Below are 23,594 nucleotides of genomic sequence, written 5' to 3'. Positions count from 1 at the left end.
CCCCCAGCGCCTGGGGCGGGGGCCAGCACGTATCACTGGTCCCCGCCCCAGATCGGCAAGAGGAGCTGCGATGTTCCGCTTCACTCTCGAGCACCCCATCACCCCTGCCAGCCTGACCTGGCGCCCCCGCCCGCAAGGCGGCTACTGGAACCACGGCCACGGCCAGATCGAACCGTTCACCCACCCTGCCCTGGAGCACCAGCTCGTGCTCGGACCCGACAGTCACGGTTTCATCGTCAACCGCGAACGACGCCGGGGTGTCCTCTCGGCCTCGCCGATGTACCGCGCCCCCGACACTGCCTCCTACGCGCGGCTGCGCGCCCAATCCGCCGCGTGGCCGCTTGGCTTCATCCTGGTAGACCTGGATCCCGGTGCCGTCCGTATCACCGCCAGTCCGTGGGGGGTGGCACCAATCCACCTCACCACCACTGGCGGCGGTGCCCTGTACGGCTCATGGGACCTGCTCGACCTGATCGGTCACATCGGTGTCGAGCTCGATCCGGTCGAAGCGGTGCGGTTCCTGACCTACAGCCCTGTGTACTCCAAGCGCACGCTGCTGGCCGGAGTGCAAACCGTCACCGAGCGAGCCACCGCCACTTTCACCCGCTCGCCTGGCACGGCTGGCCGGGTGCGCATCGACTACCCCGAGCCCGGCCTTCACGCCCTGCCCCGTGAGCTGCGTCAGGGAGCCGACCCCGTCGCCGCGTTCGAGGACCTGATGGCGGCAGTGATCGACCAGTGGGACTTTCATCCCGACACCGCCGTGGCCGACTTGTCCGGCGGCATGGACTCCACCAACGTCGCCTTGTCCCTCGCCCAGCTCCACCCCGGCCAGGTCGCCACGGGCGCGATGCTGCTGACCGGCCCCCAAGGTGAGCAGCAGATCCGGCGGCGCGCACTGTTACGGCAGTCCGGATTCGCCGCCGACCACCGCCTGCCGATGGCCGCGCACCTGCCGTTCGCGCCCGGCGGCCCCCGCGCCGTCGGGGCACGGTTCCACCCTCAAGAAGGGCCCTACGCAGAAGCCCGCAACCTGTTGCTGGACCGTTACGCCGCCGCCGGCGCGAGCGTGGTGTTCACCGGCCTGGGCGGCGACGAGGCGATGAAGGTCCGCGCCGACGAGCTCGCTGCCCCGACGCCGCAGCCAGGGCCGCTTTCCGTCGACCACAACGACGTGCCGGTCTACCTCGGCGCGCACGCCCGCAGGCTGCTTGCGGCTCGCTACGACGACGCCGCGCCGCTGGGACCGGCCCTGTGGTCCATCCTGGACTGCTTCGCCGCCCTGTACCCGCACTACATGCGACGCGGGTTGTGGCCGATCAACCCACTGGCCGCCCCTCAGTTCGTCCGCCTCACCGAATCCCTGCCCGCGCCCTGGCGCGCCGGCAAACGCCTGCTCCGCGACCGCCTGACCCGCCGCGGCTTCTCCCGCGAGGTCACCCATCCCCCGTTGCAGGAAAACTTCCAGCACATCCTGGACCTGGCCATGCGCCGCCACGGCGTAGCGCTACTGGAGTCGCTATTAGACGACCGGTCGTGGCTCGTCGCCGAGGGATACCTGGACGAGGGCGAGTTGCGCCGTGCCTGCCGGTGCTTCGCCGCCACGGGCCAACGCACCTACGAGATCTACCGGCCACTGATCCTGGAAGCGGGATTGAGGTCCCTCACCCAGCCGAAATCGCCTCGGTCCGCACCGCAAGATCCGGCTGCAATGCAGCGGGCCGGGACATGATGTAGGCGGTCTTGCCCCGCCGCTCGATCTCCCGCAGCAGCGTCCACCCCTGCACACCGCAGTAGTACTCGGCGAGCGCAGGATGGAACGCGCCGCGGCGTACGTGCAGCCGTCCCGTACGGGCCGCGTGATCTAAGGCCCACCGTGCCATCACATGCCCCAGCCGGGCACCGTCGGTCGGCAACGTCCACGTCGACACCAAGAACACCGCCGGCTGCTCCCGCTCGGCAGCCGTGAAGGCCCAGACTGGGCACTCATCCAAGGTCGTCGTGCACCCGACCACCGCCTCACCGCATTCCAGCACCCACACCGGCCAGCCCGGCTCACCGAGCTGACCCGCCAGCGTCTCCACGATGCCCTCGGGCACACCAAGGCCCTTCTCATGCAGCCATGCCACGCGGGTGCTCACCATCTCGATGACACCCACCCGGTGCCGGGCCGGATCCGCCGGGCTCATACGGAAGACCACTTCCACCTCCGTTGACCTCGTTTCCCGGCCGGCAGTACTGATCGGGCCGCAACACCCTGTCGATGTCCTGGTCGATGACGCTCCAAGCCACCGGCGGCCATGGCGCCATCGATGCCCAAGTCGTTGTAGCAGGTTCGCTGGCCGTAACTCTCTTGTCCTGGGCTGGAGGGCAGGAGCGATTCGTGAAATCCAACAGGTGCGCGAGAAGATTGCCCGCTGAGGGCCTCCACGGGGCGCCGGAGACCAGCGCCCAAGGTCCGCTCGCCCTCTCCAGTGGCATCAGGACGTCAGCCTCGTCCGGCAGAGAGCTCCCCAAGGTCTTGCACGATGGTCTCTTGCGAGAACTCTTCAATGCGCCCGTCGAGTTCCGCCGTCGCTTGCGTGCCTGCATATCGAGGATCGGCGAGTTCGGGGCGTACCTGATAGCGCAGGCGTTGCAGAAGGGCTTGGATTCGCCTGTTAGGTGGCAGGTTCAGAATCGGTTGCAAGGTATCGGTGGCGGCGTCGAGGTGGCCGTTGCGCAGCAGGGCGGTGGCCAGGGCGACTCCATTGCAGGCGATGTAGCCGTCGTAATGGTCTTCGCCGCGAGCGGGGCCTGTGGTGTAGAGGTCGGCGGCTTGACTCAGTTCGTGGATGGCTTCGTGGTGGGCATTGGGAAGTTCCAACATGATCGAGCCGGCGAGGAAGTGACGGGTGGCGGTGGACAATCCGAATTCGCCACCGATGTCAAGGACGTCGTCGTGATGGGGTTGCGAGGCGGCCTGGTGGGCAGCGGTGATCGCCTGGCGGGCGGTGTCGGCATCGCCCAGGCGCGCGGCGGCGCGGCCGTGACGCAGGTGCAGTTGAGCGGCCGTTTGGCCTTCGGAGAGGTAGCTCAAGCCGGAGCGAGCCAGGTCGCGGGAGTTGCGTGGCCGGGTCCAGAAGACGATGTTGGCGAGTTCCAAGCGCAGATGCGCCATCAACGGCCGGTGGTCGATACCGGTGGCGTACGCCCAGCCGGCGCGGATGAGTTCTTCTGCCGCCTGTCGGTTACCTAGACCGTGTGCGGCCGCCGCCATCAGCACGTGTAGCACTCCGAGCAGGAAGTACAGCTCGGTCTGGTCGCGTGGCCAGAGGCGTCGATCCAGCGCAGCCCAGATCCGGTGCCGAAGCCGGGTCATCTCCTGGAAGACGGGGAACGGTTCGCCGGTCATGTAGTCGTGGGAGAGTCGTTCGACGTCGGCGCGCATCTGGGCGAGCGTGGCGTCTCCGATGTCGCGTCGTTCGGCCTGTTCGGCGTGTTCGCTGCCTTCGTGTGCAGCCATCGCCACCACCCTGTGCTGGCTTCCCGGATCAGACGGGATGTCCGCTTCCCGCCAACCACGATAGGCGCTGTCCGGCGGTATCGGCGCGGCGGTGGACGAAGGCGCGGGAGCGGTGTTGCGGATGTCGCGCAGTGCCCGCTGGTCGGTCTCGGGCATGTGGGCGAGATCCTCGCCGTCGATGACCTGGTCCACAGTGGTGTCGAAGAGCTCGGCGAGCCGGACCAGAACCTGGAGGCTGGGACGCTCTCGTTGGTCTTGCGGCCACTTTTCGTAGGCCGCGATCCGGCCATCTGACATCGGGGCTCGGTCGGGCTCGGCGTAGCGTGCGTTGTAGCGCGCGGCCAGGGCCGACTGGGACCAGCCGTGGGCGAATCGCCACGCCCGTCGCGGTCGCAACCCCCAGCGCCGCATCATCTCGTCCTTGATCACGCGATTGGGAGCGCCTGCAGCGAGGAGCATTTGTCGCAGTTCGTCACGTTGACGCTTAGTACACCTTTCAGGATGACTTGGGGCGACCATCACTGTTCCTTTCGGCCAGGGCGTCATCGGGACCCATTAGGCCCCATTGCCGCGGTGATCGCATCTTCCCGTTCAGCAATTCCTGCGGTGATCTCGGAAGAACAACCGGCTTCACCACATTGCTGCAGCTCAACGCCATGACAAGCGGGCAGCATCGCCTCCGGCGAACTCACCTGGCACCAGGTGGTAACCCAGCGTTGACTATGCAGCACTTCACAGCAACCCCGCTGCCAGGCAGGAGCCGGAACGGTGCCCGCAACCGTCACGCCCGACATCTCCCCATCTTCCTCGCGCGCGCTCCAGCAACTCGCCGACGAGCTGGCCGCCTACCACTGGACCGGTGAGCTCCTCACCCTCGAAGAGGAACCGATGCTCCGGCTGGAGCCGCTCGACGGACACGGCGACCCCAACCGTGCCGTCGATGTCGTGGTCCGCGACCGCGGTGACGGGCCGTACTTCGCCTACCCGCGGACGCCGCACCGCTCGATCGCCCCGGTCGACCAGATCGACCAGGCGGTTTGGGCGATCCGGCACGTCAACAGTGCAAATCCCATCCTTGTCTCGCCCTCCCCGAAGCCCTGACCATGATCACCGACGCGACCGCCGCGGCAGACGGCGGTGCGGCGCAGCGTTCCGGCGGCCCCTAGCCGGGTGGCGGCGGGCTCACGATTCCTTGTGCCTGTGGGCGTCGCGGTGAGCGGGCACGCCCCCGCCTGCTCGTCGAGGCGCTCACCCTCCAGGTCTCGGGCAGGGGCTGCCTGAGACCGATCCGGCTGGATGGTTTCGGCGGGGCGTGCAGCTGCCGCCGAACCATCCGGCCCCGATGAGACCGCGGCGGTGGGGCAACCGCCCCGCACGGAGCCCCACCGCCGCCACCACCCCTCTTCCTCCTTCCTCTCTGGATATCGCCATGCCCACAATCACCACCCGACGCCGGCCCGACTGGGCGGATCAGGCCAAGGCCGCCCTGCACCGCGACTTCCCCGACTGCAACATCGTGCTCACCGACCGAGGCAACTGGTGGGCCCTGCGCGGCCCACTTCCCCCCGAGCGGATGCACGAGCCGGACACCGTCGAGGCCACCACTCCAGACGAACTCCGCGCCGCCCTGACGCGCCCCACCACGGCGGCCGCAGCGTGAGCCGACAGCCAGGGCAGGACGCCGACGAGCCCATCGACCTTGGCCAGGACGTGGCGAACATTGCCCGCGTCTACGACTGCCTGCTGGGCGGCAAGGACAACTACAGCGCCGACCGGGAGTTCGCGCGCACACTCCTGCTGGAGAACAAGCATGTGGAGCGGCTGGTGCGCGACAACCGGGCGTTCCTGGGCCGCGCGGTCCAATTCCTGGTCCAGGAGGCCGGGGTCCGGCAGTTCCTGGACATCGGCTCCGGTCTGCCGACCCGCGAGAACGTCCACGAGGTCGCGCAGCGGTCCGCGCCCGAGTGCCGGGTGGTCTACATCGACCACGACCCGCTGGTCGCGGTCCACGCCCGCGCCCTGCTGACCTGCACTCCGCAGGGCCGCACCGCCTACATCCACGCCGACGCCCGCGAGTCCGCCACCATCCTGGGCAAGGCCAGCCGCGCCGGCCTTGACCTCTCCCAGCCGGTCGGGTTGCTGTTCGTGGCCATCCTGCACTTCTTCACCGACGCCCAAGCGGTGGTGGCGCCATTCCGGGACGCGGCGGCCCCGGGCAGTCATCTGTTGATCTCCCACGGCGTGGACCGGCCCGAGATGGCCGGGATCGCCGCCGCCTACCAGGACCAGCTCGGCGTCGGAACACCCCGCACCGCCCAACAGATCCTCGACCTGTTCGGGACCTGGGAGCTGGTGCAGCCGGGGATGACGGCGCTGCCGGACTGGCGCCCAGCCGATAAGGCCCCCGCCCCCGACCGGGCAGCGGCCGAGCTGGGCCTGTGCGGGGTCGCACGCAAACCCGAGCCCGTGATCGGGCGGGGGTGCACGCGATGACCGGGAAAGCTGCGGCGTTCGACTGGGCGGCGGCTCAGCTCGACCTCGACGGGTTCGACACCGCACGGTCCAGGATGACCCGGCTGTGGGGCCTGTGGGCCGGCGGCAAAGAAGCCTTCTGCGGCGATCGAGAGTTCTGCGACCGGGCGCTGGAGGTGTGCCCGCAGCTCACGGACCTGGCACGGTACCGGCTGGCGTTCCGGGCCCGCGCAGTGCGGGCCCTGGTGACCGGGTGCGGCATGGATCAGCTGCTGGTCGCCGGCACCGACCTGCCGCTGCATTCGGAAGTCCATCACATCGCCCACCGGCTCAACCCCCAGGCGCGGGTGCTGTACGCCGATTCCGACCTCTTGATCGCCAGGACCGCCGAAGCGCTACTGACCCCGGCCCCGGGCAGCGTCTGCGGGTATGTCACCGCGGGCCTGGACGACCCCGCCGCACTGGTGGAGGGCGCCGCCCGACGCCTGAATCTGGACCGCCCCGTCGGCGTTCTAGTACTCAACAGCCTGGACGTCCTGCCGGACGCCACCGCAGCGGCCGCGATGGACGCCCTGCGCGCCCCCTTGGCACCCGGAAGCGTTCTGGCGATCTGCCACCTCATCGACGACGACTACGGGGCGACGCTGTTCGAGGCTCTTGGCGCCGGACAATACCCCGGCCTGGCGGTCCCGCGCAGCAGCGCCACTCTCCGCGAATTCCTCGCCGGGACACGACTCCTTACGCCCGGGGTCGTCCCAGTATCACGCTGGCGACCAGAGGCACCCTCGCCCGAGCTGGATACGGCCGGTCTGTGGTGCGGCGTCGGCCAGATCCCGGTGCCGACTGCCACCTCCCCAACCTCATCACTTCCGACGTATCGACAGCCCGGCCCAATCCTGATCGAAAGCCGCGCATGAACCACCACGATCCCTCGCCCCATACCCTGCCCCAGCTGCGAAGGGCGGCCCATGAGTTCCTGTGCCGCTACGCCGCGCTTGCCTGGGCGGACGACTCCGGCGGCGAACAGTGGCAGATCTTCCTGCCGCCCGAGATCCAACGGCTGCCCGAACGCAAGCGCTACCGCGCCCACGCCCGCCACGAGGCCCAGCGTCTGACCGACGCGGCCCTGTACGAGCTGGACCTCGACACCACACGCCGCGCGGTACAGCTGGGCGCCACCATCCGCGAACACCGGCACCACAACGCCACCGCCGCGACCGACCGGCTCGACGTCGTCGACACGATGAACATCCACCCCCCGCATGCGACGGGATTCCTGCGCTGGCGCGACCCCCATGGGATCGGCTACAACACCCGTGGCGCCCCGTTCGTGGCCTGCCATTGGGGACCCACCGCCCAGGGAATCTGGATCGTGTGGTGGGCCGATACCCGCGCTGTGATCAAGTCGTACGAGGCCGAGGTTCAGGGCACGGCGGCAGAGTCGATCCTGACCGTCACCGCGGCCCTGCCGATCTTCGGGCCGCTGTGGTACGGCACTCAGGAGATCATCCGTCCTTACCGCAACGGTGCGTCAGAAGGCGCCACGGCGCAAACGCGCGCCATGCCGACAGACCAGAGCAGGCCCGCCGCCGCTGAACCGGCCGATGTCGACGGCCGGGTCATCGCCTTGGTCTACACCACGCTGGCGACCTGGTCGCTGCTGGCAGACCCGCCCCCAGACATCCGTCTCCACCAACACCCCCCAACATCAGACCAGCAGACCGCCGACCGTTCCGCCGGGCTGCCCTCCCACCCGATCACCCACGCCACGATGGACAAAGCCGCTCGGTGATGGCAGCGACTCACTCCCTGCCCTGTCCGACGCGCTCACCGCAAGCGGACCAAGCATGTCTGAGCCGCCCATGGCCACCGCGTGGATCACCGGATACGGCGGCGACCGGTCCGGGCACTGGCTGGTCGGGGCGGAGCCCACCTCCCGGGGCGAATCGCACCGCGCATGTTCTGTGACCACCAACTTGAGACTAGAGACCCACTTCAGATGACCAAGTCCTCTCTCTGGCGCGGTGTTGCGGCGCTAGTGGTCCTGTTCGGTCCGCACTCGGCGGCATCCCTGAACACCGCCGCCGGGATGGTCGGAGCCGATACCGATTGGCCCGCGTTCGCGGTTAACCCCTCGGCCGCCAGCCTCACCGCCACCGGGATCTGGCTGCTGCTCCGTAACTGCCGCTCCGCCCACGGCCGCGCGGCCCGCTCCGCGGCCTTGGGCGCGGCCGGGCTCGCCCTTGCGGGGGCCGTGCTGCTCCCGTTCCTGGACCAAGCCGCCGACACCATAGCGACGCTGCTGCTGACCGGGGCCGGCGCATGGCTGTGCGCTCAGATCGCCGCCGACGCCGGGGCGCCACTGTGGCGGGGCCGGCTGTCCTGCGAAATCTTCCGGCGCTGGAACATGGACGCGGTCGCGGCCTGCGCCGTGGTGTTCGCCGGGCATACCGCCACGATGCTCCTGGACGACTGGATCACCCAACTCGGCCCGGCCGTGGCCGACCAAGCCGCGCAAGCCGACGCGACCGGACTGCACAACCCGATCTGGTTCGCCGCCCAAGCCCTAGCCGCCGGCATACGCGAAGAGATCCCGCTGCTCGCCCTGCCCGCCGCGCTCATGGCCGCGGCCCGCCGCCCGCCCTGGCAGATCCTGACCGTGGTGTGCCTGCTCCGCGCGATCCCGCACGCCTACCTCGGCACCCCAGCCCTCACCACCGTCGTGTTCGCCGGGGTGGCCTGGTGGATGTACCGGGCCACCCGCCGGATCGGCCCCATCATCGTCGGACACACTCTGTTCAACGCCATCGCCCTGTTCAACAGCCCGGCTGCATACGTTCTGCTGCTGGCGGGACCGGCGGTTGCCGCGCTGCTGCTGGCCGGCGCACCCAATGCCGCCCCTGCCTGGCTCCGCAAACGACCACGCGACAAACCCGCCCGCAGCGACCACCCCGCCAAAGGCCCGGTGCTATGACCACCGGTCCCCTGCAGCCGACACCAGAAGGCGACACCATCCTGGATGACCAGGACGCCCGACTACTGCTGACCCCGGCGATCAGCGACCCCTCCAGGGTGTGGGCCTACGCAGCGGCGGCGCACGCACCTGGAGCCGCGCCCGTCGACGAAATCCTATTCACCGAGACCAACGGCACCGGCGCCGACATGGGAGTGGTGTGGGTCCGCCACCCCGGCTCCTACACCGGCGCCACCGGCCACCTGGTCACCGACACCACCGGCAACTCGGTCAACCTCCTACTGCGGCGCTGGGAACACCTGGTCTTCGAGCTGGCGGATCTAGTCGAGCACCACGCCGACCCAACAACGGCTGACGACGGCGGAGATGTCATATTTACCGTCATACAAGCGGCTCATCTACGGTGGGCGGCTGGCTACGGAGTGACCGTTGCCCTATGCGGTATCGCCCGCGACGCCATCCGCGACATCCTCCGCGACCAACTTGGCGGCGGGCTCGACCAGGACCTGGGCGACCTGTCCCCAGAAGACGCCGCCCATTTCGCCGACGGCACCACCGACGGGCCAATCACCCCAATCCCGCCCGGTTGGGACCTGTCCGGATGGGACCACACCCGGCTCCGCACCCACCCCATCCTGACCGGCCTGCGCTGACGGCCGTCCCAGCACGATCCGACCACTGACCGTCGACCACGCACCCCGGAGTTCGGACACCTTAGTGACGGCAGGACCAATGGACGCCGCCCCCTGGCAGCGCGGTAGCGAACCCAAGAAGAGGCGAACAGGCTATGCCCTGCTGGAGGAAGCACTCGCCCCCTTCGCCGAGCGGGGGTGGCATGCAACCACGATGGAGGAGGTCGCCGAAACCGCAGGCGTGAGCGCCACCACCGCCCACAGCCATTTCGCACCAACCAGTCCCACGTCGGCTCCGCCTTTGCGCCCTTGCTAACAGAGTTGCTCGAATCGGCGAACCAGGCGATCAAGAACAGACATCCGCCCGTCCGTCGCCATCGGGAAGTACCTCTCCGATCTATCCCTCCTGATCCACACTCATCGCGACCTTGCGGTCTTCCTGACTACCACGATGCAGGAACCGAGCCACAACTCAGGGGACACACTCACTAACCCAGAGGGACGAGGACGAGGACGGGCTCGACCTGCCAGCCGAGCCTTGCCAAGCTCATCTCCTACGGCTAGGACACCTGAGCACTGCGAACCGATCCATCGGCGGACGGCGCCAGCGTTTGCCACACCAGTGCTCTGCTCTTCCTTGTGCGGAGCAGACCACACGAATCGGCCGAGGAGACCGCGGCGGTGACCTTGAGCCAACTCCTGCCCGCCCTGGAAGAGCACGTCAATGACGGAAGCAACACCCCACACCATCGACGGCTGGGCGGTGTGAAACTGGCTCCGCCGTCGTCGTCCAGGAGCACCCATCCCGCCCCCCATTACCGCCTTCACGTCCCCGCGTTGGTGGGAGCCAGGTCATCCGGCCCCGGCATGACTCAAGGCCCCCTGCGCACGAATGATTCGGGAGGATGTTGTCACCGGGCCAGGCGGCGTCGGTGGACCGCTCATAGGGGCAGCGCAACCTTCCGTGACGAAGACATCGTCTCGCCGTAACGTGGATGCCGGCCACCGACGCCAGGACTTGTGACCAGGCCGGGCACCTCCCGTTGGAGGCGAACGTGAGCGCCGAGTACGCAGTGTGCCTGGCCTTGGACGTCGGCAAGGGCGAACATCACGCCTGCGCCCTGGACCCGTCGGCATCAAACTGCACGACAAGGTGCCCAACCCAACGGCGACCTCCAACCAGGCAGCAACGACCAACTACATCGAGGGATCCACTCTTAGACGTTCCCAGGGGTCAAAAGGCTGGGATCAAGCCGCTCTTCATGATCCAATCGGCATGTACGCTTCGGAGTTCTGACCGGTAGTCGGCTAACGGGTACCACTCCCGCGTGCGCGGGGCAGCATTCCTCGATCTCCTCCATACGCCCGACCGACTCGGGGCCACCCCCGTGTACGCCGGGCCGCTGCGAGAGGCGAGTGTTCGGTCTGATGCGTTCCCAACTCCAGATGCTCAAGCGTTATCCAGGATATCGGGCTGTCTTCTTCTCTTCAGTGCTTCGACCTGAAAGAGACTAGGCACGATACTGGACGTAAGATCAACAAAAAGATAGGCCGTTTGGCCTGCGGCGACGAGCCGGTCATGGCGATTCGGCGGTCCTCGTGGCCACGTGTCCGTTTCGTCTCGGCCGATACAACTTCCCCCTGACTCCGTGACTAGGTCGGGGAGTACGTGCTTAAGTTCTGGTGAACGCGTTTAAGGACTTCGTACACCCAAGGACATCAAGGCGCATGAACAATAACTCGCAGTCTCCGCTCGATCTGTACACGCTCGGCATCCTCCTGATCGCAGCGGTCGTGGCTGGCTCTGCAGCCGTCCTGACGTACTGGGCGCAGCAGGAGTTGCCCCAGTCGCTGTTAGCTGGTGGTGCGGCAGGCGGCGCCGCCGTCGTCTGGGCTCTGGCCGTTTTCAAGCGCCCTCCACCGGGACGGGATTCGGGGGCACGCAGTAGTGACTCCTCGCCCCAATGATCATCTCCCGCATTCCTAGTATGGCGATAGCCTCCCGGGGACGGCGGCCGTTCCCTACGCATGTGGGGTTGACTCCGCGTTGAAGGAGTTCGTCACCTGCTCCCCGCGCATGCGGGGATGAGCGCGGCCGCCGTCGCTCTTCTAGCACGATCGGATGCGGTGGGTAGTGGGTTGTCCGAGTCTGGTCCGGTTGGTAGAAGCGCCTTACGGTTTCGGGGCGGGCGGGTTGGATGCTGGTGTGCTGGATGTGGTGGCAGGGCTGGCGCGGCTCGGGTCGGGGTTGTCTGAGGCTGCGCGGCAGGTGTGGGCCAAGCATGATCGCGATGAGGATGACTGGCTGCAGTTGTGGCGTCATCTCGCCGATAGCGGCGCGGTCGCGGGGCTGTTATGGGACGAGTGGCTTCCCGCGCAGGTGCGGGATGTGATCGCTGTGGCACTGCCCGGCGGTGCGGAGGATGCGCGGCGGTTGGTGGTGTGGTCGGCGGCTACCCATGACATTGGGAAGGCGACGCCGGCTTTCGCATGTCAGGTCGAGCTGCTGGCCAACGGTATGCGCGGGGTCGGGTTGGATATGCCGCTGCGTGGCCAGATGGATGATCGGCGATTGGCTCCTCATGGGCTTGCGGGAATGCTTTTGCTTCATGAGTGGCTGATGGAGCGGTATGGCTGGCGGAAGCGGCCGGCGTGGCAGTGGGCGGTCGTCGCGGGTGGTCATCATGGTGTTCCGCCTTCGCCGTCGGACATTCGGGAGTTGGCCGCGCGACCGCGGTTGCTGCGCGCTCCCGACAGTGCGGGTGCATGGCGTGATGTGCAGTGGGAGTTGCTGGACGTGTGCGCGGGGGCGTGCGGGGTGGACGAGCGTCTGCCGGAGTGGCGTGAGGTGAAGCTTCCTCAGCCGGCGCAGGCGTTACTGACGGGCGTGGTGATCGTCGCTGATTGGATTGCCAGCAACGCCGACCTGTTCCCCTACGTCCGTAAGGCCCGGGACAGCAGCGATCATGAACGGGTTGAGGCGGCGTGGCGGGGTTTGGCGCTTCCCTCGCCCTGGCAGGCTGTGGCCCCCGGTTCCGATCTGGCGGAGTTGTTCACTTCCCGCTTCGATCTGCCGGCTGGTGCGCGGATTCGGCCTTTGCAGGAGCAGGCGGTGCAGGTCGCCGGCGGCATGGCACCGGGCTTGATGATCATCGAGGGGCCGATGGGGGAAGGGAAGACCGAGGCTGCGCTTGCGGTGGCTGAGGTTTTCGCGAGCCGGTCGGGTGCGGGTGGAGTGTTTGTCGCTTTGCCGACGATGGCGACGAGTAACGCGATGTTCTCTCGGGTGTTGCGCTGGTTGCAGCGTTTGCCCGATGCGCGGACCGACGTGGGTGCGTGGTCGGTTCAGCTCGCCCACTCCAAGGCGGCGCTGAACGAGGATTTCAGGGCGCTGACGTGGGCTGATCTGCGAGCAACCCGCGGTGTGCAGTCGGACGAGGAGGATTCGGACGGCGCGTCGGCGGAGTTGGTGGCTCATCAGTGGCTGCGGGGTCGTAAGAAGGGGATGTTGGCCTCGTTCGGGGTCGGCACGATCGACCAGTTGCTGTTCATGGGCCTCAAGAGCCGACATCTTGCTTTGCGGCATCTGGCGCTGGCGGGCAAGGTTGTGATCATCGATGAGGCGCATGCCTATGACGCCTATATGAACTCCTACCTGGATCTGGTGCTGTCCTGGCTGGGTGCCTACGGGGTGCCGGTGGTGGTGCTGTCGGCGACCTTGCCGTCTGGTCGCCGCCGCGAGTTGGTGGATGCCTATTCCGGTACCGGTGATGCGGACGCTGTGGGTGAGGCGGTCGGCTATCCGTTGATCACGGTGGCTGCGAAGGGTGGGGGGAGCTCCGTCCACGAGGTGTCGGCGTCGGGGCGGCGTACTGAGGTGCAGGTGGAGCCGCTCGATGACGATCTTGAGCTGCTGGCCGATCGCCTCGACCGCGAGTTGGCCGCGGGCGGGTGTGTGTTGGTGGTGCGCAACACCGTGGACCGCGTGCTGCAGACGGCCGCGTTCCTGCGGGGACGGCTGGGAGAGGGAAACGTCAGCGTCGCGCATGCTCGTTTCCTCGATCTGGATCGGATGCGCAAGGACGCCGATCTGGTGGAGCGGTTTGGTCCTCCCGGGGCGGGTGGCGACCGTCCGGATGGCCCTCACGTGGTGGTGGCCACCCAGGTGGCTGAGCAGTCATTGGACATTGACTTCGATCTGCTGGTGTCGGATCTGTGTCCGGTCGATCTGCTGTTACAGCGGATGGGACGGCTGCATCGTCATCAGCGCGGCGAAGGGCAGTGCGATCGTCCCGAGCGGTTGCGTCAGGCCCGGTGCCTGGTGACCGGGGCGGACTGGAGCACTGCGCCGGTGGAGCCGGTGGCGGGTTCTCAACGGGTGTATCAGCGGTATGTGCTGCTGCGTACGGCCGCGGTGCTGTGGCCGTACCTGACGGGGGCGGCGCCGGCGGAGCGGACTGTGCGGCTGCCTGAGGAGATCAGCCCACTGGTTCAGAGCGTCTACGGATCGGCGGCCGTAGGGCCGCAGTCGTGGCAACGGGACTTGGACGCCGCTCGCGCTCAGTACCGGGTGTACATCGAGAAGCAGCGCAAGAAGGCGGAGAGTTTCCGGCTGGCGGCGGTGGGGCGGGACGGTAGTGCGCTGCTGGGCTGGATCGACGCTGGAGTAGGCGACGCCGACGACACTCCCGCCGGGCGGGCGCAGGTCCGCGACGGTGTGGAGTCGCTGGAGGTGCTGGTCGTTCAACGATTGGCGGACGGGACGGTCCGGACCGTCCCATGGCTGGATGCCGGCAAGGCAGGGTGCGTTCTGCCCACCGATGCTGTGCCTGAGCCGCGGCTGGGCCGCATTGTCGCAGCGTGTGGCCTGCGGCTCCCGTTCCAATTCACCATTCCTCAGATCGCCGAACAAGCCATAGCAGAACTGGAGGAAGAGGTCATTTCGGCGTGGCAGTTCCGGGACAGTTCCTGGCTCGCCGGAGAATTGATCTTGTTTCTGGACGAGAACTGTCGTACCCGGCTGGCAGGTTACGAGCTGAGTTACCACCGTGACGATGGCCTGGAGGTCACCCGTGTCGAGTGAGACCCCGTCTTTCGACCTGACTCGTCAGGCTTGGATCCCGGTGGTCGGCGCCGACGGCACCAGCAGCATGGTGTCGCTGCGCGAGGTGTTCGTCCAGGCCCGTACGCTGCGCCGTATCGCCGGGGACCTGCCCACGCAGGACTTTGCGTTGATACGGCTGCTGCTGGCAATCCTGCACGATGTGGTCGACGGCCCGCAGGACCTGGACGAGTGGGAAGAGCTATGGAGTGGCGATCTCCCTCTCAGCCGAATCCATGAATACTTAGACGATCATCACGAGCGTTTCGATCTCCTCCATCCGCAGACGCCGTTCCTGCAGGCGCCTTCGCTACACACCGCGAAGAACGAGGTGTCCTCCCTCAACAAGATTGTCGCTGACGTGCCCAACGGCGCCGCGTACTTCACGATGCGGGGACGCGGAGCACAGCGGCTGGGTTTCGCGGAGGCTGCGCGGTGGCTGGTGCACGTGCAGGCTTTCGACACCTCGGGGATCAAGTCGGGGGCGATCGGGGACCCGCGGGTCAAGGGCGGCCGGGGCTATCCGCAGGGTGTGGCGTGGGCGGGCAACCTCGGCGGTGTACTCGCCGTCGGCGAGGATCTGCGGGAGACGCTGCTGCTCAACCTGATCGCCTTCGACACCACCACGCTGCGCTGCGACCCGAAGAAGGATCGTCCGATCTGGCGGCGGGAGGTTCTCGCCGCCGCACCGATGGACGAGGTCGAGGCCGTCCGTCGGCCGTACGGGCTGCGGGACCTGTACACCTGGCCGTCCCGACGCGTCCGGCTGCACTTCGACGAGCGAGGGGTGCACGGCGTCGTCCTGGCCTACGGGGACGCCCTCGCGGCGCGTAACAGGTACGCCGAGGAGCCGATGACAGCGTGGCGGCGCAGTCCCTTTCAGGAAAAGAAGCTGAAGCAGGCGCAGGTCTACCTGCCGCGCCTACATGATCCCTCCCGCAGCGCCTGGCGGGGGCTGGGTGCACTGGTCGCCGGCAAGGCCCAAGGCTTCGAGCAGCGCCAGGAGGCGGCGCAGATCGTGCGGCCGCGAATCCTGGACTGGCTGGCCCGGCTGACCGTCGAGGGCTCGCTCCCGCCGGGCTTCCTGCTGCGGGCACGGCTGATCGGCGCGGTGTACGGAACACAGCAGTCGGTCATCGATGAGGTGATCGACGACGAGATCCGGATGCCGGTCGTCCTGTTGCACGAACAGGACGCTGAGCTGGGCATGGAGGCGATCGACGCCGTTTCCGACGCCGAGAAGGCCGTCGGCATCCTCGCCGACCTTGCCGCCGACCTCGCCCGGGCCGCGGGCGATGCGGCCGAGCCACGGCAGGAAGCGGCCCGCGGCTTGGGCTTCGGCTCGTTGGACGGCCCGTTCCGCGAATGGCTCGCCGCGCTGGAATCAACCGATGAACCGCGGTTGGCCCGGGCCACCTGGCAGAGGGTCGCGCATCAAACGATCCGCGCCCTGGGCAGAGACCTGGTCGAAGCCGCCGGCCCCTCCGCCTGGGAGGGCCGCGTCGTGACAACCAATGACGGACGTGCGGTCTGGCTGAGTTCCACGCGCGCCGACCAGATCTTCACCGCACGGCTGGCGAAGATCTTGCCCGGCGCACGACCCCACGACGCCACAACGGAGGTCCCGGCATGACAACGGCACCCGATGTCCAACAGCCCGCGGACTTCGTGGAGGACGCAGCCGACCGTTTCATCGCCGAAGTGCAGCAGGGTTACCTGGCGGACAGGTCTGCTGCTGTCGGCGCCCTCGCCCAGCTGCGCCGAGGTGCGGGCAAGCTACCTCAGGACGTTCCCGACCTGTGGGGAGTCACCGGCGCGGAGCGATTGTTCGAACATCCGCTCCTGTCGCGTGACGACAAGCAGGCGACCCGCGCCGAGGCGGCCTACGTCCTGGCGGTCACCCTCTACGCCCTGCATCAGCAGTCACAAGGCCGCCCGATGCACAAGAAGGGCGTGGACCTGGGGCAGGCGGTTCGGCGGCTGATGCCACCCAACGACATCGACGAGCCGATCCGACGGCGCTTCGTCCGGGTCGGTACCGCCGCGACTCCCCAGGCCCTGGCCTACAGGCTCCGCGAGATCGTCTCCCTGCTGCGCGGGCACGGGGTCCCGCTGGACTACGGCCGGCTCGCCCGCCAGCTCTACCAAGCACAGACCCCCGACGGTATGAGCAAGGTCCGCCGCGACTGGGGACGCAGCTTCCACACCTACAAAGCCGATGCCGGCGACGACACCTCCACAGACAAGGACACCGCATGACCACCCCACGGACCATCGTCGAGGTGCACGTCCTGCAGACCGTCCCGCCGAGCAACCTCAACCGGGACGACACCGGCACCCCCAAGTCCGCCGTCTACGGCGGCGTGCGCCGAGCCCGCGTTTCCAGTCAGGCGTGGAAGCGCGCCACCCGCCGAGCGTTCCAGGACATCCTGGACCCCCAAGACCTCGGAGTCCGGACGCGTCGTCTGGCCGAACTGCTCGGCGGACACATCCGCGACCTGGACGAGTCCATTTCCGAAGCCGACGCGTGGGCCCTGGCGGCCGAGACCATCACGGCCGCGACCGGCGCCAAGGTCGAACCCCCCAAACGCAACGCCAAAGACGCCAAGGACGGCAAGCCGGAACCGGCACCAGAAGGCAAGTACCTGATCTTCCTCAGTGCCCGCCAACTGGATGCCCTGGCAGAGCTGGCGGTGCAGGGCCGCGACGACATCAAGGCATTCTTCAAGGAGAAGGAGAACAAGGCCGCGGCCAAGCAGTACGCCAACAGCCGCCACTCGATCGACATCGCCCTGTTCGGCCGGATGGTCGCCGACAACACCGACATCAACGTCGATGCGGCCGCGCAGGTCGCCCACGCCATCAGCGTCCACCGCGCCGATGTCGAGTCCGACTACTACACCGCCGTCGACGACCACAAGGAGCGCGAGGAAGACGACAAGGGCGCAGGCATGATCGGGACCGTGGAGTTCAACTCCGCGACCCTCTACCGCTACGCCGCCCTCGACGTCGACCTGCTCCGCAAGAACCTCGGAAAGGGCCTGCGCGAGGACGAACCGCTGGACACGCCCGTCCGCCGTGCGGTTGAGGCGTTCGTGCTCGGATTCACCGAGTCCCTGCCCACCGGCAAGATCAATACATTCGGGCACCACACCCTGCCCGACGCGGTGGTGGTGAAGCTCCGCTCGTCGCGCCCGGTCAACTTCGTCAGCGCGTTCGAACGGCCCTGCCAGGCCGACCAGGACACCGGCGGTCACGTCCGCGAAGCCAGCGAACGGCTCGCCAAGCACATTCCCGCGATCGAGACCGCATTCGGCGTCGACGAGGACACCCTCACCTGGGTGACACGCGCCGGCGACGACACCCAAGCCTTGGCGGCGCTGGGCACCGAACTGCCGCTACGGGATGCGGTGACCGCGGTCGGCGCTGAAGTCGAGCGGCGGCAGAACGGCTCGGCATGAGCGTCCTGCTCCTCCAGCTCGCTGGCCCGCTCCAGGCATGGGGTTCCTCGGCGCGCTTCGCCAGGCGCACCACCGAGTCGGCCCCCACCAAAAGCGGTGTCCTAGGGCTGCTTGCCGCAGCACTCGGCCGCCCCCGCACCGCCGACCCGTCCGACCTGGCCGCGTTGCGGTTCGGTGTCCGCGTCGACCAGCGCGGTACCCCGCTCCGCGACTTCCAGACCGCCCACGATATCGACACCGGCGACGCCTTCCCCGTCTCCGAGCGGTTCTACCTGGCCGACGCCGTATTCGTCGCCGCCCTCCAAGGGCCACACCAGCAACTGGCGGAACTGCTCCAAGCACTTAGACGACCCGGGTACCTGCCCTACCTGGGCCGCCGGTCGTGCCCACCCTCACGACCCATCGAACTGAATCTGCACCAGAACCTCGAACTCGAAGCCGCTTTGGAAGCCGAGACCTGGCGGGCATCAGAGTGGCACCAATGGCGCCGACGTGACGAGTCACGCGTGACGCTTGAGCTGCTCATCGAGGCGACCGGTGAAACGCGACGTGCTGACATGCTCCGCGACCAGCCGCTCAGCTTCGACCCCGCACACCGCCGGTACGCCTTCCGCGGCGTCCGCAGCTCGACGGCCACCGTCCCGAACCCGCGTGCGCTTCAGACCGTCGCGCACGACCCGACGTCCGTCCTGAGGAGCGAGTGACATGTACCTGACGCGCTTGCGCATCAACACCGGACGTGTCGGCGCCCGCAAACTACTGTCCTCCCCCCAGACCATGCACGCAGCCGTCATGACATCCTTCGCCGAACCTCCAACGTCCGGAGGGAACAGGCCTCGTGTCCTGTGGCGGCTAGACCGCGACAGCAACGCCGCCACACACCTGTGCATCGTCAGCCCCATGCGACCCGACCTCACCCACCTGGTCGAGCAGGCAGGCTGGCCCACCACAGCCCGCTGGGACACCTTCGACTACACGCCCTTCCTCAAACGCCTCACCAAAGGCGACACCTGGAGCTTCAGACTCACCGCCAACCCCGTCCACAGCATCCGCCGCAACGCCGACGAACCGACCAAGGTCACGGCGCACATCGGCCCCACACACCAACTGGGTTGGCTCCTCAAACAGCAGGAGAAGGCGGGCTTCAGGGTGTCGGAGAAGCCCTCCGAACAGCAGCTGATTCCCGGCCACGACACCCACGACCTGCTCGTCCACGGCCGCCGACAGCTCCGCTTCGCCAAGAAGGGCAACAGTGGCCAGGTCACCGTGGTCGCCGTCACCTTCGACGGACGCCTGGAAGTCACCGACCCCGACGCTTTCCGCTCCACCCTGACCCAAGGACTCGGCCGCGCCAAAGCCTACGGTTGTGGCCTGATGACCCTGGCGAAGACCTGACCGATGTCGACCGTCGGCAAACGCCGCGCGTCCTCACCCCGCGAACTCACGCGGATGAGCGACCGGCTCTCCTTCATCTACCTCGAGCGCTGCACCCTGCACCGCGACGACAACGCCATCACCGCCGAGGACGCCGAAGGCATCACCCACATCCCCTCCGCCACCATCGGCACCCTGCTACTCGGCCCCGGCACCCGCGTCACCCACCAAGCCATGAGCGTGCTGGGCGACAGCGGAGCCGGAGTCGTCTGGGTCGGCGAACAAGGCGTCCGCTTCTACTCCGGCGGACGCTCCCTCAACCGCTCATCCGCACTGGTGGAAGCCCAAGCCACCAAATGGGCCAACCGCCGCAGCCGACTCGACGTCGCCCGCGCCATGTACCGCATGCGCTTCCCCGGCGAAGACCCCGCCGGACTCAGCCGCCACGAACTACTCGGCAAAGAAGGCCAACGAGTCAAAGAGCGCTACCGCTACGAAGCAACCCGCGTCGGCCTCCCCTGGACCGGCCGCCAATACAAGCCAGGAGAGTTCGACTCCGGCGACGCCGCCAACCAGGCCGTTACCGCCGCAGCGCAATGCATGTACGGCGTCGCCCAGACGACCGTCTCCGCACTCGGCTGCGCTCCCGGACTCGGCTTCATCCACTCCGGCCACGAACTCGCCTTCGTCCTGGACATCGCCGACCTCTACAAAACCGAGATCGCCATCCCCGTCGCCTTCGAAGTCGCCGCAGACAGTCCCGCCGACATTGGCGCACGCACCCGCCGCGCCATCCGTGACCGCGTCAACCAGGTCAAGCTACTCCAGCGATGCGTCGCCGACATCAAACAACTACTCCTGCCCGACGACACTCGAACCGACCCCACAGCAGACGACACCGACCACGTCACCCTGCAAAGCGATCACGGCATGAACGTCGCCTCAGGCCGCAACTACGCCGAAGACGTGAACTGGTGACCATCATCATCCTCACCAACTGCCCCGCCGGCCTACGCGGCTTCCTGACCCGCTGGCTCATGGAAATCGCTCCCGGCGTCTTCATCGGCGGCCCATCAGCACGCATCAGGCAAGCCCTCTGGGACGAGGTCCACCAATACGCCGACACCGGCCGAGCCCTCCTCGCCTACAGCACCAACAACGAACAAGGCTTCACCTTCGAGTCACGCGACCACAAGTGGCACCCCATCGACCACGAAGGTCTCACCCTGATCCGCCGCCCCAAAAACCAGCCCACCATCTCAGCAACCCCTTCACCGACCGGCTGGAGCAAAGCCAGCAAACGCCGCCGGTACGGCAAACGCTGACCACCAAACGCTCACCTCCCGACGCCCCCACTTCCCCATCGCCTTCATGCCGTGGCTACCCCCAACGGCCCGGCCCTGTTGCCACAAAAGGGGTTCGTGCAGCAATGTCCGATTCCAGAGAAGTACTCAAAAGCAGCCCCTGCCGCTGATAAACCCGCAGGTCAGGAAGTCTGCTCCCCGCGCACGCGGGGATGGTCCCCCGTATTCGCTCAGCCCAGGCGAGTCCGGAGACTGCTCCCCGCGCACGCGGGGATGGTCCCAGGTCGCCGCAGGGGTGCTCCGCCCGTGACCACTGCTCCCCGCGCACGCGGGGATGGTCCCACAAGCCTACGGCCGGTTCGGGCTCGCCGTCTCTGCTCCCCGCGCACGCGGGGATGGTCCCTGGAGCGTCATCGCGCGCCGCGGCCGAACGAGCTGCTCCCCGCGCACGCGGGGATGGTCCCCATCGGCTCTGTTCGCGGCCACCCCACACGTCCTGCTCCCCGCGCACGCGGGGATGGTCCACATGATCGCGAGGCCTCCCGCTCGCACCATCCGCTGCTCCCCGCGCACGCGGGGATGGTCCCTTGCACTGGTTGATAGAGGTGACCGGCGCAGACTGCTCCCCGCGCACGCGGGGATGGTCCCTACCTCGCCGGCCTGTGCCTGTCGGCTGCCGACTGCTCCCCGCGCACGCGGGGATGGTCCCGCCCCGCGCCGGGGGATGCGGGGCGTCTCGTCCTGCTCCCCGCACGCGGGGATGGTCCCTCGGCAAGACGATCGAGCGGGCCGCAGCCGAACTGCTCCCCGCGCACGCGGGGATGGTCCCTGGCCTAGCGGAGTGGCCTCGTCGACCTTGGTCTGCTCCCCGCGCACGCGGGGATGGTCCCTGCCACCCGAGACCCGAGACCCAGCGCGCGTCTCTGCTCCCCGCGCACGCGGGGATGGTCCCGACCGGTGTCGACCACGTGCCCGATGCGGATCCTGCTCCCCGCGCACGCGGGGATGGTCCTGGCGTATGACGTGACGGGGGAGTGGCATAAGGCTGCTCCCCGCGCACGCGGGGATGGTCCTCCGGCGTTCAGCCAGTCCTGCACGGTCCGCTGCTGCTCCCCGCGCACGCGGGGATGGTCCCGCGGACCGGACACGGCGCGGACCCGGGGCCCGCTGCTCCCCGCGCACGCGGGGATGGTCCACGGCAGGAACCCCATCAGCAACCCCAACATCGCCTGCTCCCCGCGCACGCGGGGATGGTCCCTGGCTCAGCGACACCGTCGTGGGCACGTCCACCTGCTCCCCGCGCACGCGGGGATGGTCCCTGAGCACCTGGAACCCGGCGGTCTGGGCGTAGCTGCTCCCCGCGCACGCGGGGATGGTCCCAGAGAGGAACGACCGGGAACACCCGGGTCACACTGCTCCCCGCGCACGCGGGGATGGTCCCGCCGGGGGATATGGAGACGGCAGGCAGTGAGTCTGCTCCCCGCGCACGCGGGGATGGTCCCCACGTGAACGCGCGGTCATGCTTGCGTACGGGCTGCTCCCCGCGCACGCGGGGATGGTCCCCTGTGGGTTCGTGAGACTCGGAAGCTGCTCGACTGCTCCCCGCGCACGCGGGGATGGTCCCTGACGCAACTCCTTCCTGTTCCTCTCGATGATCTGCTCCCCGCGCACGCGGGGATGGTCCCGCCACCGCCCAGCAGGCCAGCCAGCCCTGGCGCTGCTCCCCGCGCACGCGGGGATGGTCCCGCCAGATCCACCGCCATGCGGCCGGCCGTGCGCTGCTCCCCGCGCACGCGGGGATGGTCCCGGCGACCGCCTCCACCTGCGACTGCGACAGGTCTGCTCCCCGCGCACGCGGGGATGGTCCGAGCACTACGCGGCGATGAAGGCCGGGCCCGGGCTGCTCCCCGCGCACGCGGGGATGGTCCCAACCAGTCGTACAACGTCCCCTGCACGCTCGGCTGCTCCCCGCGCACGCGGGGATGGTCCCGCGAACGTCGCCCCGTCCATCGTCACGAACCACTGCTCCCCGCGCACGCGGGGATGGTCCCGAGCCGTCACCGGCCGCCCCACCCCCGGCGGGCTGCTCCCCGCGCACGCGGGGATGGTCCCTGAAGGAAGGACCCAGCGCGTGAGCAAGTCCACTGCTCCCCGCGCACGCGGGGATGGTCCCCACGCCCTGAACAAGGCCGCCTTCAGCCTCGGCTGCTCCCCGCGCACGCGGGGATGGTCCTGATGCAGAACCAGCTCTACCGCTACATCGTTGCTGCTCCCCGCGCACGCGGGGATGGTCCCGACACCACCGCGGGCGCCGTCCGCAAGCTCAACTGCTCCCCGCGCACGCGGGGATGGTCCCAAGAGCCGCGGCGATGGCTGGCCGGACGTGATCTGCTCCCCGCGCACGCGGGGATGGTCCCAACGAGCCCTGTCCCGTTTCCGTAGGTGCCGGCTGCTCCCCGCGCACGCGGGGATGGTCCCCCGGTCGGAGTCGAGCCGCCTTCGACGTTGGACTGCTCCCCGCGCACGCGGGGATGGTCCTCCGGTCGGTTGGATGGCAGGAACGCCGTGAGGCTGCTCCCCGCGCACGCGGGGATGGTCCCGCCGGTACTGACTTGGTATGCCCATCCAGGAGCTGCTCCCCGCGCACGCGGGGATGGTCCCAGCGCCGGCTCGCTGCGGCGCATGTCCTGCCACTGCTCCCCGCGCACGCGGGGATGGTCCCGTGGCCGTCACGATGTGGAGCGCGGCGACGGGCTGCTCCCCGCGCACGC

The 23,594-nt window shown here is 68.3% G+C and carries 19 protein-coding genes and 2 CRISPR repeat arrays (1 of these 21 only partly in view); of the genes, 17 read left to right on the top strand and 2 right to left on the bottom strand.

The window, feature by feature from the left end; translation table 11 throughout:
* Nucleotides 1-70: 70 nt before the first annotated feature.
* Nucleotides 71-1,732 carry a macrolactam cyclase family protein gene (locus tag AMA02S_RS32385; RefSeq protein ID WP_067466124.1) on the top strand — a complete coding sequence of 554 codons (1,662 nt, stop codon included), beginning with the start codon at nucleotides 71-73 and terminating at the stop codon, nucleotides 1,730-1,732.
* Here AMA02S_RS32385 and AMA02S_RS32380 read toward each other — a convergent pair.
* Nucleotides 1,665-2,201, bottom strand: coding sequence for a hypothetical protein (locus tag AMA02S_RS32380; protein ID WP_245667924.1), 537 nt, complete (start codon nucleotides 2,199-2,201; stop codon nucleotides 1,665-1,667). The two genes, AMA02S_RS32385 and AMA02S_RS32380, sit on opposite strands and share 68 nt — an antisense overlap.
* A 287-nt stretch (nucleotides 2,202-2,488) precedes the next feature.
* Complete coding sequence (locus tag AMA02S_RS32375) at nucleotides 2,489-3,934, bottom strand: helix-turn-helix transcriptional regulator (RefSeq protein WP_157430955.1); 1,446 nt, start codon at nucleotides 3,932-3,934, stop codon at nucleotides 2,489-2,491.
* A gap of 339 nt (nucleotides 3,935-4,273) precedes the next feature.
* Between AMA02S_RS32375 and AMA02S_RS32370 the strand changes: the two genes are divergently transcribed.
* The 16 genes from AMA02S_RS32370 (at nucleotide 4,274) to cas2e (ending at nucleotide 20,844) form a co-directional block, all read left to right on the top strand.
* On the top strand, nucleotides 4,274-4,606 hold the full coding sequence (locus tag AMA02S_RS32370) for a hypothetical protein (RefSeq protein ID WP_067466118.1): 333 nt from the start codon (nucleotides 4,274-4,276) through the stop codon (nucleotides 4,604-4,606).
* A 328-nt stretch (nucleotides 4,607-4,934) separates the two neighbouring features.
* Nucleotides 4,935-5,165, top strand: a complete 231-nt coding sequence (locus tag AMA02S_RS43670; protein WP_067466115.1) for a hypothetical protein — start codon at nucleotides 4,935-4,937, stop codon at nucleotides 5,163-5,165.
* Nucleotides 5,162-5,998, top strand: coding sequence for an SAM-dependent methyltransferase (locus tag AMA02S_RS32360; protein WP_218005192.1), 837 nt, complete (start codon nucleotides 5,162-5,164; stop codon nucleotides 5,996-5,998). Before AMA02S_RS43670 ends, AMA02S_RS32360 begins: the two co-directional genes overlap by 4 nt.
* The gene (locus tag AMA02S_RS32355; RefSeq protein WP_157430954.1) at nucleotides 5,995-6,894 is read left to right on the top strand and encodes an SAM-dependent methyltransferase; all 900 of its coding nucleotides are present in this window, start codon (nucleotides 5,995-5,997) and stop codon (nucleotides 6,892-6,894) included. The genes AMA02S_RS32360 and AMA02S_RS32355 overlap by 4 nt, the downstream gene beginning before the upstream one ends.
* Nucleotides 6,891-7,769, top strand: coding sequence for a hypothetical protein (locus AMA02S_RS32350; protein ID WP_067466100.1), 879 nt, complete (start codon nucleotides 6,891-6,893; stop codon nucleotides 7,767-7,769). The genes AMA02S_RS32355 and AMA02S_RS32350 overlap by 4 nt, the downstream gene beginning before the upstream one ends.
* A 207-nt stretch (nucleotides 7,770-7,976) precedes the next feature.
* On the top strand, nucleotides 7,977-8,951 hold the full coding sequence (locus tag AMA02S_RS32345; protein ID WP_157430953.1) for a CPBP family glutamic-type intramembrane protease: 975 nt from the start codon (nucleotides 7,977-7,979) through the stop codon (nucleotides 8,949-8,951).
* A complete protein-coding gene (locus AMA02S_RS32340; protein ID WP_067466094.1) occupies nucleotides 8,948-9,604 on the top strand; it encodes a hypothetical protein in 657 nt (218 codons plus the stop codon). Before AMA02S_RS32345 ends, AMA02S_RS32340 begins: the two co-directional genes overlap by 4 nt.
* A 79-nt stretch (nucleotides 9,605-9,683) precedes the next feature.
* Complete coding sequence (locus AMA02S_RS45155) at nucleotides 9,684-9,899, top strand: helix-turn-helix domain-containing protein (protein ID WP_084265835.1); 216 nt, start codon at nucleotides 9,684-9,686, stop codon at nucleotides 9,897-9,899.
* 1,890 nt (nucleotides 9,900-11,789) lie between these two features.
* Nucleotides 11,790-14,666 (top strand): CRISPR-associated helicase Cas3', encoded by a 2,877-nt coding sequence (cas3, locus tag AMA02S_RS32335; RefSeq protein WP_439951618.1) that lies wholly within the window; start codon nucleotides 11,790-11,792, stop codon nucleotides 14,664-14,666.
* Entirely contained in the window at nucleotides 14,638-16,317 is a 1,680-nt protein-coding gene (gene casA / locus AMA02S_RS32330) for a type I-E CRISPR-associated protein Cse1/CasA (RefSeq protein ID WP_174551005.1), read from the top strand. The genes cas3 and casA overlap by 29 nt, the downstream gene beginning before the upstream one ends.
* Nucleotides 16,314-16,943: a type I-E CRISPR-associated protein Cse2/CasB gene (gene casB, locus AMA02S_RS32325; RefSeq protein WP_067466088.1), complete on the top strand. Its 630-nt coding sequence runs from the start codon at nucleotides 16,314-16,316 to the stop codon at nucleotides 16,941-16,943. Before casA ends, casB begins: the two co-directional genes overlap by 4 nt.
* Nucleotides 16,940-18,145 carry a type I-E CRISPR-associated protein Cas7/Cse4/CasC gene (gene cas7e, locus AMA02S_RS32320; RefSeq protein WP_067466085.1) on the top strand — a complete coding sequence of 402 codons (1,206 nt, stop codon included), beginning with the start codon at nucleotides 16,940-16,942 and terminating at the stop codon, nucleotides 18,143-18,145. The genes casB and cas7e overlap by 4 nt, the downstream gene beginning before the upstream one ends.
* Entirely contained in the window at nucleotides 18,142-18,849 is a 708-nt protein-coding gene (cas5e, locus tag AMA02S_RS32315) for a type I-E CRISPR-associated protein Cas5/CasD (RefSeq protein ID WP_067466082.1), read from the top strand. Before cas7e ends, cas5e begins: the two co-directional genes overlap by 4 nt.
* A 1-nt stretch (nucleotide 18,850) precedes the next feature.
* The gene (gene cas6e, locus AMA02S_RS32310) at nucleotides 18,851-19,540 is read left to right on the top strand and encodes a type I-E CRISPR-associated protein Cas6/Cse3/CasE (protein ID WP_067466080.1); all 690 of its coding nucleotides are present in this window, start codon (nucleotides 18,851-18,853) and stop codon (nucleotides 19,538-19,540) included.
* A gap of 3 nt (nucleotides 19,541-19,543) precedes the next feature.
* Complete coding sequence (gene cas1e, locus AMA02S_RS32305) at nucleotides 19,544-20,497, top strand: type I-E CRISPR-associated endonuclease Cas1e (RefSeq protein WP_067466079.1); 954 nt, start codon at nucleotides 19,544-19,546, stop codon at nucleotides 20,495-20,497.
* The gene (gene cas2e / locus AMA02S_RS32300) at nucleotides 20,494-20,844 is read left to right on the top strand and encodes a type I-E CRISPR-associated endoribonuclease Cas2e (RefSeq protein ID WP_067466077.1); all 351 of its coding nucleotides are present in this window, start codon (nucleotides 20,494-20,496) and stop codon (nucleotides 20,842-20,844) included. Before cas1e ends, cas2e begins: the two co-directional genes overlap by 4 nt.
* A 170-nt stretch (nucleotides 20,845-21,014) precedes the next feature.
* A CRISPR array of direct repeats spans nucleotides 21,015-21,532; the repeat unit is 29 nt; unit sequence CTGCTCCCCGCGCACGCGGGGATGGTCCC.
* 90 nt (nucleotides 21,533-21,622) lie between these two features.
* Nucleotides 21,623-23,594: direct repeats of the CRISPR family, unit length 29 nt; unit sequence CTGCTCCCCGCGCACGCGGGGATGGTCCC; it runs 1,172 nt beyond the window's last position.

The organism is Actinomadura macra NBRC 14102, assembly GCF_001552215.1.
GTDB lineage: Bacteria > Actinomycetota > Actinomycetes > Streptosporangiales > Streptosporangiaceae > Spirillospora > Spirillospora macra.
Note: the sequence above shows the minus strand (reverse complement) of the source record. Positions and strands in the feature narration are given on the sequence as shown.

Excerpts from the sequence above, each read along its gene's own strand:
- AMA02S_RS32385 (WP_067466124.1), top strand. The coding sequence starts at position 71 with ATGTTCCGCTTCACTCTCGAGCACCCCATCACCCCTGCCAGCCTGACC.
- AMA02S_RS43670 (WP_067466115.1), top strand. The coding sequence starts at position 4,935 with ATGCCCACAATCACCACCCGACGCCGGCCCGACTGGGCGGATCAGGCC.
- AMA02S_RS32355 (WP_157430954.1), top strand. The coding sequence starts at position 5,995 with ATGACCGGGAAAGCTGCGGCGTTCGACTGGGCGGCGGCTCAGCTCGAC.
- AMA02S_RS32350 (WP_067466100.1), top strand. The coding sequence starts at position 6,891 with ATGAACCACCACGATCCCTCGCCCCATACCCTGCCCCAGCTGCGAAGG.
- AMA02S_RS32345 (WP_157430953.1), top strand. The coding sequence starts at position 7,977 with ATGACCAAGTCCTCTCTCTGGCGCGGTGTTGCGGCGCTAGTGGTCCTG.
- AMA02S_RS32340 (WP_067466094.1), top strand. The coding sequence starts at position 8,948 with ATGACCACCGGTCCCCTGCAGCCGACACCAGAAGGCGACACCATCCTG.
- AMA02S_RS45155 (WP_084265835.1), top strand. The coding sequence starts at position 9,684 with ATGGACGCCGCCCCCTGGCAGCGCGGTAGCGAACCCAAGAAGAGGCGA.
- casA (WP_174551005.1), top strand. The coding sequence starts at position 14,638 with ATGGCCTGGAGGTCACCCGTGTCGAGTGAGACCCCGTCTTTCGACCTG.
- casB (WP_067466088.1), top strand. The coding sequence starts at position 16,314 with ATGACAACGGCACCCGATGTCCAACAGCCCGCGGACTTCGTGGAGGAC.
- cas7e (WP_067466085.1), top strand. The coding sequence starts at position 16,940 with ATGACCACCCCACGGACCATCGTCGAGGTGCACGTCCTGCAGACCGTC.
- cas5e (WP_067466082.1), top strand. The coding sequence starts at position 18,142 with ATGAGCGTCCTGCTCCTCCAGCTCGCTGGCCCGCTCCAGGCATGGGGT.
- cas6e (WP_067466080.1), top strand. The coding sequence starts at position 18,851 with ATGTACCTGACGCGCTTGCGCATCAACACCGGACGTGTCGGCGCCCGC.
- cas1e (WP_067466079.1), top strand. The coding sequence starts at position 19,544 with ATGTCGACCGTCGGCAAACGCCGCGCGTCCTCACCCCGCGAACTCACG.